At 71.8% G+C, this 18243-nt stretch carries 13 protein-coding genes; 5 read left to right on the top strand and 8 right to left on the bottom strand.

What is annotated here, in order from left to right; translation table 11 throughout:
- Positions 1-26: 26 nt before the first annotated feature.
- The 3 genes from G401_RS0108485 to G401_RS52485 all read right to left on the bottom strand — a co-directional run bounded on the left by G401_RS0108485 (position 27) and on the right by G401_RS52485 (position 3973).
- Positions 27-2861 (bottom strand): type 2 lanthipeptide synthetase LanM family protein, encoded by a 2835-nt coding sequence (locus G401_RS0108485; protein WP_211240701.1) that lies wholly within the window; start codon positions 2859-2861, stop codon positions 27-29.
- A 9-nt stretch (positions 2862-2870) separates the two neighbouring features.
- Positions 2871-3056 (bottom strand): DUF6229 family protein, encoded by a 186-nt coding sequence (locus G401_RS0108480; RefSeq protein ID WP_027342156.1) that lies wholly within the window; start codon positions 3054-3056, stop codon positions 2871-2873.
- 320 nt (positions 3057-3376) lie between these two features.
- Complete coding sequence (locus G401_RS52485; RefSeq protein WP_051366374.1) at positions 3377-3973, bottom strand: hypothetical protein; 597 nt, start codon at positions 3971-3973, stop codon at positions 3377-3379.
- A gap of 556 nt (positions 3974-4529) precedes the next feature.
- On the opposite strand from G401_RS52485, the gene G401_RS0108470 reads away from it, so the two are divergent.
- Positions 4530-5903, top strand: coding sequence for a hypothetical protein (locus tag G401_RS0108470; RefSeq protein ID WP_027342155.1), 1374 nt, complete (start codon positions 4530-4532; stop codon positions 5901-5903).
- 48 nt (positions 5904-5951) lie between these two features.
- On the opposite strand, the gene G401_RS0108465 is transcribed toward G401_RS0108470, so the two are convergent.
- Entirely contained in the window at positions 5952-6446 is a 495-nt protein-coding gene (locus G401_RS0108465) for a DUF4279 domain-containing protein (RefSeq protein ID WP_027342154.1), read from the bottom strand.
- Between the two features lie 57 nt (positions 6447-6503).
- On the opposite strand from G401_RS0108465, the gene G401_RS0108460 reads away from it, so the two are divergent.
- From G401_RS0108460 to G401_RS44355, 4 genes are all read left to right on the top strand, one after another.
- Positions 6504-7070: a TetR/AcrR family transcriptional regulator gene (locus tag G401_RS0108460; protein ID WP_027342153.1), complete on the top strand. Its 567-nt coding sequence runs from the start codon at positions 6504-6506 to the stop codon at positions 7068-7070.
- A gap of 95 nt (positions 7071-7165) precedes the next feature.
- On the top strand, positions 7166-7828 hold the full coding sequence (locus tag G401_RS0108455) for a lysophospholipid acyltransferase family protein (protein WP_027342152.1): 663 nt from the start codon (positions 7166-7168) through the stop codon (positions 7826-7828).
- 39 nt (positions 7829-7867) lie between these two features.
- Entirely contained in the window at positions 7868-9190 is a 1323-nt protein-coding gene (locus tag G401_RS44360; protein ID WP_084556954.1) for an MFS transporter, read from the top strand.
- 199 nt (positions 9191-9389) lie between these two features.
- A complete protein-coding gene (locus G401_RS44355) occupies positions 9390-15689 on the top strand; it encodes an RHS repeat domain-containing protein (RefSeq protein ID WP_157545474.1) in 6300 nt (2099 codons plus the stop codon).
- Between the two features lie 80 nt (positions 15690-15769).
- Here G401_RS44355 and G401_RS0108440 read toward each other — a convergent pair whose 3' ends face one another.
- The 4 genes from G401_RS0108440 to G401_RS0108425 are packed head-to-tail and all read right to left on the bottom strand — an operon-like array spanning position 15770 to position 18189.
- On the bottom strand, positions 15770-16222 hold the full coding sequence (locus tag G401_RS0108440) for a hypothetical protein (RefSeq protein WP_157545472.1): 453 nt from the start codon (positions 16220-16222) through the stop codon (positions 15770-15772).
- A gap of 37 nt (positions 16223-16259) precedes the next feature.
- Positions 16260-16643 (bottom strand): hypothetical protein, encoded by a 384-nt coding sequence (locus G401_RS44350; RefSeq protein WP_051366372.1) that lies wholly within the window; start codon positions 16641-16643, stop codon positions 16260-16262.
- The gene (locus G401_RS0108430) at positions 16640-17428 is read right to left on the bottom strand and encodes a DUF692 domain-containing protein (protein WP_027342150.1); all 789 of its coding nucleotides are present in this window, start codon (positions 17426-17428) and stop codon (positions 16640-16642) included. The genes G401_RS44350 and G401_RS0108430 overlap by 4 nt, the downstream gene beginning before the upstream one ends.
- Complete coding sequence (locus tag G401_RS0108425) at positions 17428-18189, bottom strand: TIGR04222 domain-containing membrane protein (protein WP_027342149.1); 762 nt, start codon at positions 18187-18189, stop codon at positions 17428-17430. The genes G401_RS0108430 and G401_RS0108425 overlap by 1 nt, the downstream gene beginning before the upstream one ends.
- Between the last annotated feature and the right edge of the window lie 54 nt (positions 18190-18243).

The following is an 18243-nucleotide window of genomic DNA, read 5'->3' as shown; positions in this document are numbered from 1 at the left end:
CCACTCCGGCGCGGCGAGTTCGTCGGTCAGCGGGCACCTCCGGGCACGAGGACCGAGGGCAGCCCGGCCGACCGATCGAAGCGCAGCAACTGGTACGCGATCCCGCCCGCGCCCGGCAGCAGGCCCGGCGTGAAGGCGTTGCGGGCGAGGCCGGTGACGGGGCCGTGCTCCTCGATGGCGGTGACGAGCTCGGCCTCGAACAGCCCGAGGTCGGCGCCGGGCGGCGGAGCGAGGTCGAACAGTTCCCACGCGCCGAGGTCCCCGTGGCACAGCGTGTGGTTCCAGCCGAGCGCCACGTCGAACGTCGTGCGGGCCGCGACCGGTGCGAGATCCGGCCGTTCGAAGCCGCGTACGCGCAGGTCGTGGGCGAGCAGGCCGATGCCGACCGTGCCGTGGCACCAGGCCGCCGAGCACCGGGAGGGTTCACGCAGGTCCCGCCACGCCTGTTCGGCCGGGTCCCACAGGAGATCCTCGAAGGCGAACGCCTCCCGCGCCCGGTCGGCGTACCGGGTCTGTCCGGTGTGGAGGAACAGCCGGGCGAGCGCCCAGCCGATGCCGGTCGAGCCGTGCACGAGCCCGCCAAGCCCGGCCGGCCAGCGCGGCGTGGGCCAGACCGCGCCGACCCCGCCCCACGGCAGCGGCACCTCCTTCGCCGTTTCGACGAGCCGGTCGCCGAGTTGCCGGGCGAGGTCGACGTACCGTTCCTCGCCGGTCCGCTCGGCCAGGTCGAGCAGCGGCACCACCGCCCCGGACGCGCCGATCATGAGCGAGAACTCGTCGTCGACCGCGAGCGCCGCGGGGATGTGCTTCGCCAGGTTCCGCGGCCGCTCCTCGGCCACGGTGACGCCGAGGCGTTCGAGGACGAGCCAGGACCAGATCTGGCCGCCCAGGCCGATCTGCGAGCCGAGCGGCGGCGGGCGGACGTCGAACTCGGAGGCGAGGTCGTCGTCGACCTTGATCTCGGTCAGCTCCATCGTCCTGAGCAGACCGTCGAGCAGGTCGTCGAGCCCGGCCACCGGATCGGCCCGGCCCGCCGCCACCTCCCGCCGGTACGCCGCCACGACGATCGCCACACCGGGGGCGCCGCCGTAGAAGTCGGGGCTGAGGGCCTGCACCGCCCAGCCGGTCGGGTTGAGGATCGGCGAGATCCACGTGACGGTGCCGTCGTCCCCGTGGACGGCCTCGTCGACCGTCCGCTCGATGATCTTCCTGATCACGGCGCGGCGCCGCATCCCCAGGTCGTCCGTTGACACGCTCGCCGGCCGGAGCGACGCGTCGGCCGGCAGCCACCCCTCGTTCAGGTACGCCGACACCAGCGCCGACCGGATCACGCGGCGCTCCAGGCCGAGATCGGCCTCCCGCCAGCGCAGCAGGGAATCCGCGACGAGATCCTTGACCGGGTGCCAGCGCGTACCGCGGGGGCCGGCCAGCTGCCCGGTCGCCGGGGTGGTGGCGAAGAACGGGATGTCGCCGTCCTGCAGGTCGGCGAGCTCGGCGGCGATCACGTCCGGGTCGTCGGGCGCGCCCGGGACCGAGTGGGCCATGTCGGCGAGGATCTGCGCCGCGCGGTCCAGCGCCGGCTCCGGTTCGTGCAGCGACACCGGGTGCCACAGCATCCGCTCGATCTCGGCGTACCCCTCGGTGGAGCGGACGACGACGCGGATCGGGCAGTCGGCGAACGGGGCCAGCAGACCCTCCAGCCGCCCCTTCTTGTCCAGCTCGCGCAGGGCCGCGGTGATCTCGTCGAAGCCCTCGACGACCCGGTCCCAGTGCTCGCCCAGCGCCGGCTGCGGGCTCGGATGGTTCTGCGCGACCCCCGGATCGAAGGTCTCCAACCCGATGTACGCCTCGTCGGTCCCCGCGCCGACGAGCACGGGCCGCTCCCCCATCGGCTGCTGGCCGGGCAGCCCGCCGACGGCCGACGCGTCCACGCCGCGCCAGCCGAGCGCGACGCCGCGCCCCGGCAGCAGCCCGGTACGCAGAACCGTCCCGTCGATCAGGTCGCCGGCCCGGTCGACGGCGCCGCCGAGGCCGGACGGCTTCGCCGGGATCGCGGGGGTGAACAGCGTCTCGCAGTCGACGACGACCGGCACCGGGCCGACCGCGATCATGTTCTCCGAGTGCAGGTCCGACCCGCCGAGCAGGCGCATCACGGCCAGCAGGTGGCCTACGCCGGTGTAGAACCGGCCGAGTTCGGCGTCGCCGGCACAGTAGGTGTGCTCGACGTACTCCGCCCAGCCGTAGTCGCCGCCGTCGTCCCGCCGGGCGAGCACCGACGGGATGCGCAGCTCGGTCGGCAGGGCGCGGAGGAAGGCTTCGAGGACGGCGTCGACGCGTACCGAGCGGGGCTTGTAGACGGTCGTTCCGCCGGTGCCGCGCAACAGGGCGACGGCCTGACCGCCACGGTGGCTGTCCCCGTCGCCGAAGGAGGCGTTGCGCAGATCCCCGATGCCGAGGTACGCCTTGTCGGCGGCGTACCGGCGGGCGAGGGTGAGCGCGGCGGCGCAGCGGTTGCCCACAATGGTCGCCACCCGGCCGGGAACCGGTGGATAGTGCCCCGCCACCTCCGCCCAGTACGCCTCCGTGCGCGTCATCGCGATGAACTCGTCCCAGCGTCCGGCGGAGGTCGGCGCGGTCAGCCGGCCGGTGACGCGGGCGGCGTTGAGGTCGAGCACCAGCAGCCGGGTCAGCTTGCGGTGCAGAGTGCCGCGCAGGGATTCGCGCAGCGCGTCCAGGAGGACGCCACGTTCGTCGGAGGTCACCCCGCGGACTTCCGCGAGCTGGGCTGCCAGCCCGGCCATGGCCGGATCGATCAGGCAGCCCAGCGACGCGGTGAAGTCAGCGGTGTCGCTGGCCGTCACCGGCTGCGCTCAGCAGCAGTACCGCGTCGACGACCAGGTGCACGCGGTGCCGCACCGGTTGGTCGGCAGACCGGTCTTCATCCGCAGCTCGGCCTCGGTGTACTGGCCACCGCTGAACAGCGGGCCGGCCGGGTTCTGCGGTCCGGCGGCCGTACGCCACTGGGCCACCGTCGCGGCGGCGTGTTCCTGCGACATGGTTCCTCCTTCATCGCTCGGCCGGTCACGTCGAGGTCGACCGACATGACCGGAGGGATGACTGATTGAAACATGTCATTGTTCAAAACTTTGACACATATAGCGTCAACAATGTGACCCGCCCTGTTGACCGTCGCCCCTCGCCGATGATCCCCGACGATCTTGCGCGAATGTACCGGCATTCCGGGCATTCCCGGCGATTTTTGAGACATTCGCGCAAGATCGTCGGGGGAATCGGCCCGGGGGCGGGAGGGCAGCGGGGGACGTGCAAGAGCCGCGCCGGCTAGGGCCGGCGCGGCTGGTCGGAGCTGACGGGTCCGCTACGCGGAGCGGCTGACGAGGCGGCGGGCGAAGCGGGCCAGTCCCGGCGGCCGCTCCTTGGTCGCCCGGCGGTGTACGCCGATCCACCGGTCGCCCTCGGCGTTCTGCACGGCCTCGGCCAGGCGCCGGGAGGTGAACTGGCCGGTGCTCTCCATGTCGCCGTCGAGGCCGATCATCGACAGCTCGGGCGTGAGGTGGGTGACCGTGCGGTGCGGGGCGCGGCTCTCCCCCGACCGGGACCGCCAGCGGCCGTTGAGCCACACCTCCACCTCGTGCGCGAGGTCGGTGACGGCGCGGTCCGTCGCGGTGATCCGCTTGCGGACGGCCAACCAGGCCTCGACGGTGCGGCGGTCACCGCCGCACGCCCGGACGAAGGACGCGACCGTCCGCGCCTGCGGTACGCGGCCGCGGGCCATCGCGTTGGGAATCATGCCGCGGGTGAGGGTCTCACCCCGGGCGAGTGCCCGCTCCTCGAGTTGCCGGTAGGTCAGGCCGACCGAGCCGCGGAGCGCTCGCATCGCGGCGAGGAACTCGGCGGCCGTGGTGACCTGATCCGGGCGCGGCATGCCGAGGAGGGGTGACGCGTCCACTGACATGAGCGCCACCCTACCCAAGATCCCAGGTCGTCAATCATGCCAAATGATGTCGCCAATCCGGCATTAAGGCGTGATTTGGCTCACCCAAAGGCTTTGACCTGCGAAAACATCTGTCGCCCAGCCGACAGATCACGTCACCCTTCAGTCCGTCACCACCCGCGAAGGTGGTCAGTCGATCTTCTCTGCACAGTGGAGCCGGACCGGCCGGAGTCCTTGGGGGCGGCCGATCTCCGCCGATCCCGGTGAAGCCGGGAGATCCGGGGGATGCCGAATCTTGGGCGATTCGCGTATGAACACGGAAAAATCTTCACGACTGGGACAAGTGTCCACAGTCCAGGGTTGGCCGTTTCCGGCCCGGGGTCGGGTTCGGCCGTCGGGTGGCCGCGCGGAGGGAAGGCCCGAAGTGTAGACCATGAACCTCGCGTTTGGATACGCGCAGCACACCCGGTTCGCGCCCGACCCGCCGGGGCACCGTCCTCCCCGGACTCGGAAAAGTCACCTGATATACCTGTGACCTGGCGTTTCTACCGCAATGAATCGGTACATCGTTGTTTAAATGGCGATCGTGATGTTTGCCCGGTCCCGTATGGCCCTGCTCGCGGCCGCCGCCTCCGCCGTCGCGCTCGGGTGCGCGTACCTGATCGCGGGGGCGCCCGCCGCGCAGGCCGACTACGCGAGCGAATGCGCCTCGCCGACCCAGACCGTGAACGGCGGCAACCTGAACCTGAACCTGGCCGCCGGCGACGTCGTCCTCATCGCGGCGCCGGGCACCTACACCGGCAACGTCACGAACTGGCCGACCGCCGCGACCATCTGCGTGGAAAGCGGCGCCACCTTCGCGCCCACGTCGGTGGCCACGCCCGGCGGACGCCTGCTCAACCAGGGCACCGCCACCTTTCCCCCGCTCGTCACCGTGGCCGGGGCATCCGTCGAGAACGGCGGGACGATCAACATCACCAACATCAACAACAACTCACCGATCGCGGTGGTCAACCTGCCGGGCGGCACGATCAACGTGGACAGCGCGATCAACCTGCAGACCGGGGCGAACGTCGTCAACGACGGGACCATCAACGTCAACGGCGGGGTCGACATCCACGCGGGCGCGACCGTGACCTCCAACGGCACCGTCAACCTCGGCGGCAACCTCACCGTCACCGGTTCGCTGACCAACGGCGGCGTACAGACGGTCGCGGGGACGATCAACGTCAACAGCAACGGAACCCTCGTCAACGAGTGCCGGCTGTTCTCCACCGACTTCGTCAACGACAACAGCGCCACCAACCACGGCATCATCGACGTCGACGGCGGGCAGTTCATCAACAACGACGCGTACCAGCAGACGACGACGGGGCTGGTGGTCGGGACGACGTTCAACAACAACGCGGGCAGCGGGATCACCGGCGCCGGCCGGTACACGTTCTCCGGGCAGACGGTGAACAACGGCACGGTCACCGGCGACTCGGCCGCGGACCCGATCATCTTCTTCGACGCCTCGCAGACCGGCGGCCAGATCTTCGACATCGAGTCCGGCACGCACACCAACGTCGTGCGCGCGCCGGTCGTCGTGCCGCCGGACGACTTCCTCCCGGCGACCTGCGCGCAGCCCCCCGTCACACCGTCGCCGTCGGTCACCGCGCCGGTCTCGCCGTCCCCGTCGGTCTCGCCGTCCCCGTCGGCCCCGGTCTCGCCGTCGCCGTCCGGCTCGGAGATCCCGCCCACCGCCCCGCCCTCCGGCTCGGCCACGCCGTCGCCCAGCGGCGCGCCGGTCTCGCCGAGCACCCTGCCGCCGACGCACGGCCCGAGCACCTCGCCGTCCGGTCTGCCGGTCACGGGATCGTCCTCGCCGGTGCGGCTCGCCGGCCTCGCGATCCTCCTGCTCGCCGCGGGCGGCGCGATCCTGCTCGCGGTACGCCGACGCCGAGGCTGATCCCGCCGGACGGCTCCGGACCGCAAAGGTCGGCTCGGCGGAGAAGGGTCAGTCGTCCGGCAGCGACACGTACTGATCATGGTCGATGGACAGGTCGAGCGCGGTCAACCGGCGCACCGTCGCCTGCGAGTAGCCGACGGCCGCCGTGGACACGACCAGACCGCCGTCGGGATCGCGTACGCCCCGCATGTGGATGACGACCATGATGCCGGCGCTCAGGCCGAGCTGCTCACGGGTGGCCTGGAGGCGGTCCGCGTGCGGCTCGACCAGGTCGAGCAGCGGGAGGACGACGTCCTCGGTGTAGAAGGTGTCCTGCTCGGGCAGTTCGAGCTTCCAGGTGCTGAAGCGGCGGGGGCCGCGCCGGCCCGGCTCGCCGCGGCGGACGGCGGCGGTGGGGTCGAGGCCGGTCAGGCGGGTGACCTCGGCGGGGTCGAAGTCCATCAGGATCTGCTCGTGCTCGTCCGGTACGGCCCCGGCGAGTTCGATGTCCCGGGCGACGTACAGATACGCCCGCTGCCGGCAGAGGGGGGTCTCGTCAGTCATCGGGAGCGGATCATAGTCGCGTAGACACTGTCTACGCGACTGTGGTAGACACTCCCTGTGCAGACGACCTTGCAGGACCGCCTTGTCGAGGCCGGTGTCGACCTCGTACGCCGGGAGGGCGTCGAGGCGTTGTCGCTGCGCGAGATCGCCCGGCGGGCCGGCGTCTCCCACGGGGCGCCCCGGCGCTACTTCCCGACGCACCAGAGCCTGCTCGGCGCGATCGCGCGGGTCGGCTACCGCGATCTCGGCGCGCGGATCGCGGCGGTCGTCGAGGGCGTCGCCGAGCCGCGGGCGCGGGTGCACGCGCTGAGCCGGGCGTACGTGGCGTTCGCGCAGGCCGAGCGGGGTATGTTCGAGTTGATGTTCCGCCACGACCTGCTGCGCGGCAATCAGATCGGCCTCCGCCAGGACAGCCTGACCCTGTTCGACACCCTGGTACGCCTCGTCGAGCAGGCCCTGGCCCCCGGCCGGCCGCCGCGGGTCACCGCGACCGTCCTGTGGGCGAACCTGCAGGGCATCGCCCAGCTGCACCTGTGGGGCAGCCTCCAGCTGGCGGCGGGGGTCGAGGACATCGACGGCCTGCTCGCGTCCGCGGTCGACGGCCACCTCGGCCCGGCCGCCTGAGCACGCCGGCCCCGCCGGCCAGCCGACGCCGATTGGCCGTCACCGTCGCCGTCCGTCACCACCGCCATCACCAGATCCGTCCTGAAAGGACATCGATGCTCTTACAGGCCGGCGTACGCGCCTTCGCCGTCCCGCTGTTCCGGATGGTGTACCGGCCTCGGGTCGAGGGACGCGAACACGTTCCGCGTACGGGGGCGGTGATCCTGGCAGCCAACCACATCTCGGCGCTGGACAGTTTCGTCATCCCGCTCGTCAGTCCCCGGCCGGTCGCGTTCATGGCCAAGGCCGAGTACTTCGTGCGGCCGGGCGCGAAGGGCTGGGTCACGCGTACGTTCCTGGAGGGCACGGACGCCATCCCGATCAGCCGGACCGAGATCCACACCGCGCAGGACTCGCTCGACGCCGCGCGTACGGTGCTGACCGAGGGGCGCGCGTTCGGCATCCACCCGGAGGGCAGCCGTTCCCGGGACGGGCGGATCCACCGGGGGCGTACCGGGGTAGCGTGGCTGGCCCTGGAGACCGGGGCGACCGTGATCCCGGTCGGGGTGATCGGCACGGACCGCCTCCAGCCGGTCGGTTCGAAGCTGCCGCGCCTGGGCCGGGTCACCGTTCGCTTCGGCGAGCCGCTGCGGTTCACGCCGCCCGACGGGGTCAACCCGAACAAGGCGCGCCGGGCGGTCACCGACGAGATCATGGCGGCGATCCAGGGCCTCTCCGGCCAGGAGACCGCATCGGGGTACGCGAATCTCGGCGGATAATCGGGTGAACACCCCGGCCGTTCCTGGTCAGATGGACCCGTGCCCCGTCTGAAAGCCTCCCTCCGCCGCCTGGTCCCCCCGACCCCGCTGTCGCGCCGGCTCGCCACCCAGTCCCTGCTGTTCGCCACCGCCGAGGGGACCTTCCTCACCGGCTCGGCCGTCTTCTTCACCCAGGTGGTCGGCCTGCGGGCGGCTCAGGTCGGTCTCGGTCTGACCGTCGCCGGCGTGGTGTCATTCCTGATGGCGTACCCCGCCGGCCGGCTGACCGACCGGATCGGGCCGAAGCGGATGTGGGCGGCCGGGGCCTTCCTCGCGGCCCTGATGTTCGGCGCCTGGCCGTTCATCGGCAGCTTCGGCGGCTACCTCGCGATGGTCGTCTGCTTCGAGATCATCGAGAACGCGGCGGGGGCCGGGCGCAACGCGTACATCCTCGACGTGATGCCCGAGGACGAGCGGGTCGCGACGCAGGCCTACATGTACTCCTCGCTCAACGTCGGCTTCACGCTCGGCGCGATCATCGGCGGGATCGCGCTCGCCGTCGACAACCTGTCGCTGATCCGGTGGATGCCGCTGTTCACGCTGGCCATCGGCCTGCTCAACGCGGTGTTCATCGCGCGGCTGCCGCGCGCGCCGCACGACATCGCGCGGGCTTCCGCGAAGCGCACGACCGAGAAGGCCGCCGGGCCGAAGCGCCGGGGGCCGCTGCGCAACGTCGGCTGGATGCTGACCAGCTTCTTCAGCGGCACGATGTGGACCAACCAGGTCCTGCTCAACGTCGTCATCCCGCTGTGGCTGGTGCAGGCGACGGACGCCCCGCACTGGCTGCTGGCCTGGCTGTTCGGCACCAACACGGTGCTCTGCATCTTCCTGCCCGCCTACACCTCGCGCGGCGTGAAGACGGCGGCGGACGCCCTGCGCTCGGTACGCATCTCCGGCGCCTTCTTCGTCGCCGCCTGCCTGATCACCATGGCCACCCACAGCACCGCCGGCCTGCTGACGATCTTCCTGGTCTGGCTGGGCCACGTCGCGGTGACCGGCGCGGAACTGTACTTCTCGGGCGCCAACTGGGCGTTTCAGGCCCGGCTCATGGACCCGCGGCGGCGCGGCGAGTACGGCGGCGTCTCCGAGGTGTTCGCCACCCTCGGCGGCCGCTGGGCACCCGCCCTCTACACGTTCCTGGCCATGGCATGGCACCCGGCCGCCCTGCCCGGCGCCGGGTGGCTCGTGATCGCGGGCATCGCGCTGCTCGCCGTGGCCGGTCTCCACCCGGCGGTACGCATGGCCGAGCGGTTCCTCACCCGCGAAGGCGTCGTCGACGCACCGCCCGCCGACAAGGTGGAGGTGGCCGCCGCGGCGTCCTGAGCCGTGGCGTACTGCCGCCTCTTCTGCCGCTTTTACTGCCGCCTCTCATGATCCGGCGGCTCGGCGGACGGAGTCTGCCCAGCGTGTGGGCCGATGCGAGCATGTCGCCCGGAAGATCCTGATCGACCGTCGGCGATGAGCGCGCCGCCTGACCCGATCCCTACGCTGCCTGCATCATTCCCTCCCCAAGGAGGATCTTGTGACAAGCGGCTCACGGATAGTCCGATCTGGACGCTCGCTGCTGGTGCTGGTCCTGGTGGCCGGGCTCACGAGCGGTGTGACTGCGGCGCAGGGCGCGCCACCGCGGCCGGCGGCCCCGGCGAAACTCGCCTCGGTACCCGGACGCGACGCGGTGGCCAAGGCGCCGCCGGCCGACGCGACGCATACCGCCGCACCGCCCGGTGCCGCGGTCTGGCCGGCCGCCGGAACGGTGGAGGTCGCCCTCCCCGCCGTCGCGGCCACCGGCTCGGCCGGCGCCACGGCATCGCTCACCGACGGTTCCCCGCTCACGTGGGCGGCGGGCCTGCCCGTCGGCGTACGCGCCGCCGCGTCGCGAACCGCCGACGCCACTGCCAATGCCAATGCCCGCGTACGCATCGCGATGCTGGACCGGGCCTCGGCGAACCGGGCCGGCCGCGATCTGGTGATGCGCGTCGGGCGGACCGATACGACCGCGTCGACGGCCGTGGTGGGGCTGGACTACTCCCGTTTCCGCGACGCGTACGGGGCCGATTGGGCGCGGCGGCTGCGGCTGACCACGTTGCCCGAGTGCGCGCTGCGCACACCCGAGCTGTCGGCCTGCCAGGCGACCGACCTGGTGACGAGCAACGACACCGTCAACCACGTCCTGACGGCGCCGGTCGCGATGGCCGCCACCGGCACGTTGGTCGCGCTGGCGGCCGGCCCGTCGTCGGACGGCGGCGACTACAAGGCCACCGACCTGAAGGCGTCCGGCGTGTGGAGCGCCGGCGGCAACGGAGGCGGCTTCAGCTGGGGCTACCCGCTGCGGCTGCCGCCCAGCCTGTCCGGCCCGGCGCCGAACGTGCAGTTCAGCTACTCGGCGCAGGCGGTGGACGGGCAGACCGCGGCGACCAACGCGCAGCCGTCCTGGCTCGGTGAAGGGTTCGCCTGGCAGCCGGGCTCCATCGAGCGCGGGTACCGCGGCTGCAACGACGACGGCCAGTCCACCAGCGGCGACCTGTGCTGGGCCGGCGACAACGCCAGCCTGACCCTCAACGGCACGTCCACCACGCTGGTCTACGACTCCGGCAGCGGTTCATGGCGGCCGAAGGAGGAGGACGGCTCGCGGATCGAGCGGCTCACGGACACCGGCCTGAACAACGGCGACAACGACGGCGAGTACTGGAAGCTGACGGCCACCGATGGTACGCAGTACTTCTTCGGCCTCAACCGGCTGCCGGGCTTCCGGTCGGGCACGGACCCGGAGACCAACTCCGTCTACTTCGAGCCCGTGTACGGCAACAACGTCGGGGAGCCGTGCAACTCCGCAGGCGGTTTCGGCGCGTCGAGCTGCCAGCAGGCGTACCGGTGGAACCTGGATTACGTGCTCGACCCGCACGGCAACAGCATGTCGCTGTTCTACCAGCGCGAGACCAACCGGTACGCGCGCAACCGGGTCGACGCCGACGTGTCGACGTATGTCCGGGGCGGCTGGCTCAGCGAGGTCGACTACGGCACCCGGCAGGACGCCGGCGTGGACTCGGTCTTCGCCGGAACCGCCGCGGCCCAGGTGCAGTTCACGGTCACCGACCGCTGCCTGACCGCCGGCGCCGCCTGTACGCTGACCGGCGCCAACGCGGCCAACTGGCCCGACGTGCCGGTGGACCAGGTGTGCACGACGGCCACCTGTCCGGGCAAGTACTCGCCGACGTTCTTCACCGCGAAGAAGCTGAGTGCGGTGACCACCCGGGTCGCGTCCGGCGCGAAGAGCTGGCGGCGGGTGGAGCAGTGGCGGCTGTCGCACGACTTCAAGGATCCCGGCGACGGCCTGGCCAAGATCCTGTGGTTGCGCCAGATCGACCATTGTGGACTCGATGACACCACGTGCACGCCGCCGGTGGTGTTCACCGCCACCCAGATGTCGAACCGGGTCGACAAGGCCGGTACGACGGACTCCATCATCCGCTACCGCATCCGCTCGATCCTGACCGACAGCGGCGGCCTCATCACGGTGAGCTATTCGGCTCCGGAGTGCGTGGCCGGGTCGAACATGCCCGCGTCGCCGGACACCAACACCAAGCGGTGCTTCCCGGCCTACTGGATGCCGGTGGGCGCGACCACGCCCAAGCTGGAGTACTTCCACAAGTACGTGGTGACCGCGGTGTCCCTCAGCGACGAGGTGGGCGGCACCACCGACCAGGTCACCTCCTACCAGTATCCGCAGCCGCCGGCCTGGCACTACGACGACAACCCGCTGGCCCTGCCGGCCCGCCGGACCTGGGGCCAGTGGCGCGGCTACGACCAGGTCCGCGTCATCCACGGCGACGCCACCGAAACCCAGTCCCGCCAGGACGTCACCTACTTCCGCGGGATGGACGGCGACCGTACCGCGACCGGCACCCGGTCGGTGTCGATCACCGACTCGGACGGCGGCACCTGGACCGACTCCGACTGGTTCGCCGGCATGACCCGCGAGTCGATCACGTACCTCGGTACGGGCGGCACCGTCGTCGCCAAGACCAAGTCGGACCCGTACCGGTTCGGGCCGACGGCCACGCAGGTGCTCAACGGCGTGACGATGACCGCGAACGTCACCGCCACCGCCGCCGGCACCACGACCACCGTGCTCGATCACGCACCGGGCACGCGGGTCACCCGCACGGTCAACACCTACGCGGCAGACCGTACGGGACGGGTCGTGCAGGTGGACGATCAAGGCGACGTCGCCACCGCCGCCGACGACCGCTGTACGCGTACCACCTATGCCGCCAACGCCGCCGGTACGCTGCTGACGCTGCCCGCCCGGGTGGAGACCGTCGGCGTGGCCTGCGCCGCCACGCCGGACCGGTCCGTCGACGTGATCTCCGATGTGCGTACCTGGTACGACGGCGCGACCGGCTACGGGACCACGGTCGTCAAGGGAGACGTCACCCGGACCGAGCAGCTGGCCGGCTACAACGGCGGCAGCCCGGTCTACCGGCAGGTCGGCCGGGCCGGCTTCGACGTGTACGGACGGGTCCTCGACGCGTACGACGCGCTCGACCACCGCACGTCGACCGCGTACACACCGGCGTCGGGGGGCCCGGTGACGCGTACGGTCGCCACGAACGCCAAGGGCTGGACGACGACGACCGACATCGACCCGGCGTGGGGCGTGAAGACGGCCACCGTAGATCAGAACGCCAACCGGACAGACCTGTCGTACGACGGTCTGGGCCGGCTGACGGGCGTGTGGCTGCCGGGGCGGGACAAGGCCGGCCAGACCCCCGATCAGAAGTACACCTACACGGTACGCAACGCGACCGGGCCGAGCTCCATCGCGGCCGCCAAGCTCAACCCGGCCGGGACCGGCTACATCACCTCGTACACCCTTTACGACGGATGGCTGCGGGAGCGGCAGGTTCAGGGGCCCGCGGAGGGCGGCGGCCGGACCGTCGCCGAGACCCTCTACGACAGCCGGGGGCTGGCGGTGAAGTCGCGCCCCGCGTACTTCAACTCCTCGGCACCCGGCACGACGCTGTTCGTGCCGACCGCCGACATAGCCGTGCCCGCCCAGACCGTCACGACCTACGACGGAGCCGAGCGGCCGACCGTCGCGGCGTTCCAGGTCAACGCGGTGCAACGCTGGCAGACGACGACGGCGTACGGGGGCGACCACACGGACGTGTCGGTTCCGGCCGGCGGCACCGGCACCAGCACGTGGACCGATGCCCGGGGGCAGGAGGTCGCGGTGTGGCAGTACCACGGCAACCTGGCCGGTGGCACGCACGACGTCACGACCCGTACCTACACCCGGGCGGGCGATCTGGCCACGGTCACCGACCCGGCCGGCAACCGCTGGACCGCCGGGTACGACCAGCGGCGGCGGCGTACCTCCGGCACTGATCCGAACCGGGGCGCCTACAGCGCCACGTACGACGACGCCGACCAGGCACTGACCGTGACCGACGGCCGCGGGGTGACCCTCGCCTTCGCCTACGACGAGTTGGGCCGCAAGACCGGCGAGTACCAGACCTCGACCAGCGGGGCCCGGCTGGCTTCGTGGACGTTCGACACGCTGCCGAACGCCAAGGGCCGGCTGAGCGCCTCGACCCGCTACGACGCGGACGGCAACGCCTACGTCAGCGGCATCACCGGCTACAACGGCCGCTACCAGCAGACCGGCTCGACGATGACACTCCCGGCCGCCGCCGGTGCGCTGGCCGGCACCTACACGACCGCCTACACCTACAACGCCGACGGCGGCCTCGCCACCGCCACCAGCCCGGTGCGTACCGGCACCGCGAACTTCGGCGGCCTGACCGACGAGACCCTCCGGTACGGCTACGACAGCCTGGGCAAGCCGACCACGCTGAGCGGCCTGAGCACCTACGTCACCGGCACCGAGTACCAGCAGACCGGCGAGCTGTCGTCGGTGGCGATGACCGACGGCTCGGGCAAGAGCCTCCTGCAGTACTGGACGTACGAGCCCGGGACCGGCCGGCTGGCCGAGCACCAGACGGTGGGCGACTTCGCCACGGTCGTCGCCGCCGACACCTTCTACTCCTACGACGCCGCCGGCAACGTGACCGCCATCGCCGACAAGCTGTCGCAGCGCGGCGCCGGCCCGGACGACACCCAGTGCCTGCGCTACGACTACCTGCGCCAGCTCACCGACGCCTGGACCCCCGCCAACGGCAACTGCACCACCAACCCGAGCACGGGCGCGCTCGGCGGGCCCGCGCCCTACTGGACCAGCTACGGCTACACCGCCACCGGCGACCGCACCTCGGAGGTCAAGCACGCCTCGTCCGGGAACACCACCAACACGTACGCCTATCCGGCGTCCGGGTCCGGTGCCGTGCGGCCGCACTCGGTCAGCAGCGTCACCAGCACCGGAGCCGGGTCCGGTACCAGCACCTTCGGCTACGACGGCGCGGGCAACACGGTCACCCGCAATGTCGCCGGCAAGCCGGGCCAGACGCTGACCTGGGACGCCGAGGGGCACCTCGCCGGTGTGGCCGACAGCGCCACCACGACGAGCTACGTCTACACCGCCTCCGGCAACCGCCTGCTGGCCAAGACTTCCACCGCGACCACGCTGACCCTCGGGGACACCGAGTGCCGGTCGGACAGCACCGGCGTCAGCTGCACCCGCACCTACCAGCACGGCGACGCCGGGGCGGTCGGCGTACGCACGCCGTCGGGCCTGTCCTGGCAGACCGGTGACCACCAGGGCACCACGCAGTACAGCTTCCGGGCCACGGACCTCAGCATCACGCAGCGGCGTACCACGCCGTTCGGGGAGGTACGCGGAATGCCGCCCGCAGCCTGGCCGTCGTCGCGCGGCTTCGTCGGCGGCGTCGACGATCAGACCGGCCTGGAGCACGTGGGCGCCCGCGAGTACGACAAGGCCCTCGGCCGCTTCGTCTCCGTCGACCCCGTGTTCGCGGTGGACGATCCGCAGAGCTGGCACGGGTACGCGTACGCCGACAACACGCCGGTCAGCGCGAGCGACCCGACGGGCCTGCGCAACGAGGACCAGTACTACGGGCCCGGCGGCAAGGACAAGGACTACGACAGTACGCCGACCGCTCCGCCGAGCGGCGGGAACGAACCCTGCGACACCCACCATTCGGCCAGCAACTGCCATTCCGGCGAGCCGGGCTCGACGCCGTCGCCCAAGCCGCACGACGTGATGCGCACGACCATCTATCCACACGGGACCGTCCTGATCGTCCACTACGACGGCACGGTGTCGATCAACGGCTACGTGCTGCCGGGCGACAGCGCCGACCCCGACGAGTTGGCCCGGCGCCTGGACGACCGGTGGAATCCGGAGGACGGGCCGCCCGACACGCTCGTGACGCCGGGCAACATCGCGTACGAGTGCGGGTTCGCGCCCACCGTCTGCTCGAAGCAGCTCAAGGACAACGCCGCCGCGGCCCACCAGAAGATCGTCACCAATGCCCAGCCGGGCATGGTCGCCTTCTGCTTCGGCGGCGGCGGGATGACTCCGCAGGGCGGCGGCGGGGCCAGCTTCTGCCTCGCACATGATCAGAAAGGCTGGGGCGGCTACGTCACCTTCGACCTCGGGACCAAGTACGGCATCCCGGGAGCCATGGTCGGCGCCGGCATCGCCCAGTCCAACGGCAGCATCGCCGACCAGTCCGGCTGGTTCTTCTCCGGCAACGGCGGCGGCAGCGTGGGCATCGCCGTCGACATGGAGTACGCCCGCTGGGGCTCGACGCAGACCGTCACCACGATGGTCGGCCTGGGCTCACCCGGGCCGTCGGCGGCGGGCGGGATGACCTACACGGTGATCCTCTGGGGCGACTGACCCGACGCGGCCGAGCATGAACGGCTGAGGAGGAACGGCCGCGGTCGCCGAGTCACCAGGCGATCGCGGCCGTTCGCGGCTCAGGCGGTTTCGCGGCCGCGTTCGAGGATGACGCGGACGGCGTACGCGCAGACGAGGAGGGGCAGCGCCGCGATCACCACGAACTGCCCGGACACGACCCCCGTCACGACTGCCAGCGCCGCCCGCAGCACCGCGACCGAGACGGCCGTGACGACGAGAGCCCGGCCGACGTGGTCGTGGCCGCGCAGGTACCACAGCAGGGCGGCCAGCACGAGCGACAGCAGGGCCGGGATCAGGTCGACGGTCGCCCACAGCGGGTCGACGGCCGCCGAGGCGTACCCGTTGGCGACGGTGACGAGCTGCAGCAGACCACTCACCAGGAGCAGGCCGGCGAGGAAGCCCAGGCGCGACCGGGTGCTCCGGCCGATGTTCTCCAGGTTCCGCTCTTCGGCGGGCGAGAGCTTGCGGTTCGCGGGCGCGTCGAGGGTCACCATTGCTCCTCTGATAGGCAAGACGGCACTATATGGGCACCTCCGCCAGACCGCAATGTCAGGACCGCCTCGGCCACCACCGGCGCAGGGGACTTCGGCGAGGCCGGAGGGGCTGAGCGCCGTCGTCGTCCCACTGCCGCTCGCGGTCGGCGAGTTCGGCTCGGGCGTACTCGTCAAGATCTTCCCGGGTCTGCGCGAAGTCGAAGCCGTCGCGCTGCGAGCCACGCGGCGGGCGGCCCGCAGCCCACGCCGTGAACTCCGCCGTCCAGCGCGGCCCGAGACTCGCACGCAGCCACGGCCAGGCGCGGCCCACCTCCCCCGCCCGCTTGCGCAGCAGCTGGTCGGCGGTCGCCCGCACGCGCGCCGGGTCGAAGCCCGGCGGCGGCCCGTCCCCGGCGACGAGGGCGGCCACCAGCGCCGCCTGCCGCTCCGCGAGGCTCACAGCCGGGCCGCCCGCGCGATCGCCGCCAGCTCCGCGTCGAGCTCGGCCGCGGGCGGATAGGCGCCGTCGCGCTCGAGCATCGCCGCCGGCACCGGATACTTCTCCAGCAGCGTCAGCACCTCCTCGGGTACGCGATGCGCGTGCGTGTCGTGGTACAGCCCGTCCCGGAGATCCCCGCCCGCAACGTGCACGTACGCGACGCGGTCCCAGTCGAGCTCGTCGAGCAGGCGTTCGGGCGCCTCGCCCCGGTTGACGGCGTTCGCGTACACGTTGGCGATGTCGAGCAGGAGCAGCGCGCCGGTGGCGTCGAGGATCTCGGTGAGGAAGCGCGCCTCGGTGAGCTCGTCGTCGGGCCATTCCACGAGGGCCGCGATCGGTTCGAGCGCGAGCGGCACCGAGAGCTGCTCCTGTACGCGTCGCGCATTGGCCACCACGGCGGCGACCGCTTCGCGGCTGCGCGGCAGCGGCAGCAGGTGGCCGGCTTCGAGGCCGCCGGCCCGGACGAAGGCGATGTGCTCGCTGGCGACGGGCGCACCGGTCGCCGCGACGGCCCGCGCGAAGTGCTCGATCCGGTCGCCGGGCACGGGCTCGGCGCCGCCGAGGCCCAGGGCCACGCCGTGCGCGACGACCGGCACGCCCCGGTCGCGGAGGGCGGCCAGCCCGTCCGGCAGCCGCTCGTGGATCGACTCCGCGATGACCTCGACGAATCCCAGATCCGTACGCCCGGCGACGTAGCCCGCGATCTCGGGCCGCCAGCCGATGCCGAGGCCGCGCAGCCCACCCATCAGCTGCTCCCGCACGAACTGCCGCAGGAGCTGCCGCAACTCGACGACGAGCAACTCGATGACGAACAGCTGGACGACGAGCATCCGTGATGCGAGCCGCCGCTGTCGGACGAGCAGCTGTACGAGGTCGTGTTGCCGCCGTAGTAGCCGCCGCTGTCACTCGTCCCCGACGGGCCGCCCGCGAACGACCGCTGGACCGGGAAGAGCCCGAGGAGCTCGGGATCCACCGTCGCCAGCACCCCGGCGCCGAACAGGCCGACCCCGAGCGCGGCGGCCGCGGGCCCGTACGTCGTCCAGGCCGGGTTCTGCGTCGGGGCCAGGTACGCGTACTGGCGCCGCTGGGCGCGCAACAGTCCGTCGGCCGTCTTCGTACGCTTCTCCCGCGCGTTGAGCAGTCCGCGCGCCTGCAAGGACCGGGCGAGGGAGTCCAGGGCGATGTCGACCTCGGTGGAGCGCACGATCGCGGGCCCGACGAGCCCGGCCACCAGCGCCCCGGAGACCGCTCGTTCCAGCGGCGTCGCCTGCGGCAGCGTCGCCACGGCCGGCTTGCCGTTGCGGGCCGGGATCACGCCGCCGGCCACCCGCAGGGACGCGATCGCCGCCTGCACCGCCAACCCGCGCCCGCCGTTGAGAAACGCCGTCTCCTCGCCGGTCAGCGCCGGGCCCGTGTACGCCCGTGCGGGCCGGTTGCCGACGACCACCAGCACGAGAACGCCGGCGAACACGGCGGCGACGAAGAGGACGCTGAAGATCGTTCCCACGCCCGACAGTGTGCCGTACGCCTACAACCCCGGCGAGAGATCCTTGTAGTGCGC

This window comes from Hamadaea tsunoensis DSM 44101, from assembly GCF_000428945.1.
GTDB classification, from domain to species: Bacteria; Actinomycetota; Actinomycetes; order Mycobacteriales; family Micromonosporaceae; genus Hamadaea; species Hamadaea tsunoensis.
This window is presented reverse-complemented; position numbering and strand designations above follow the sequence as displayed.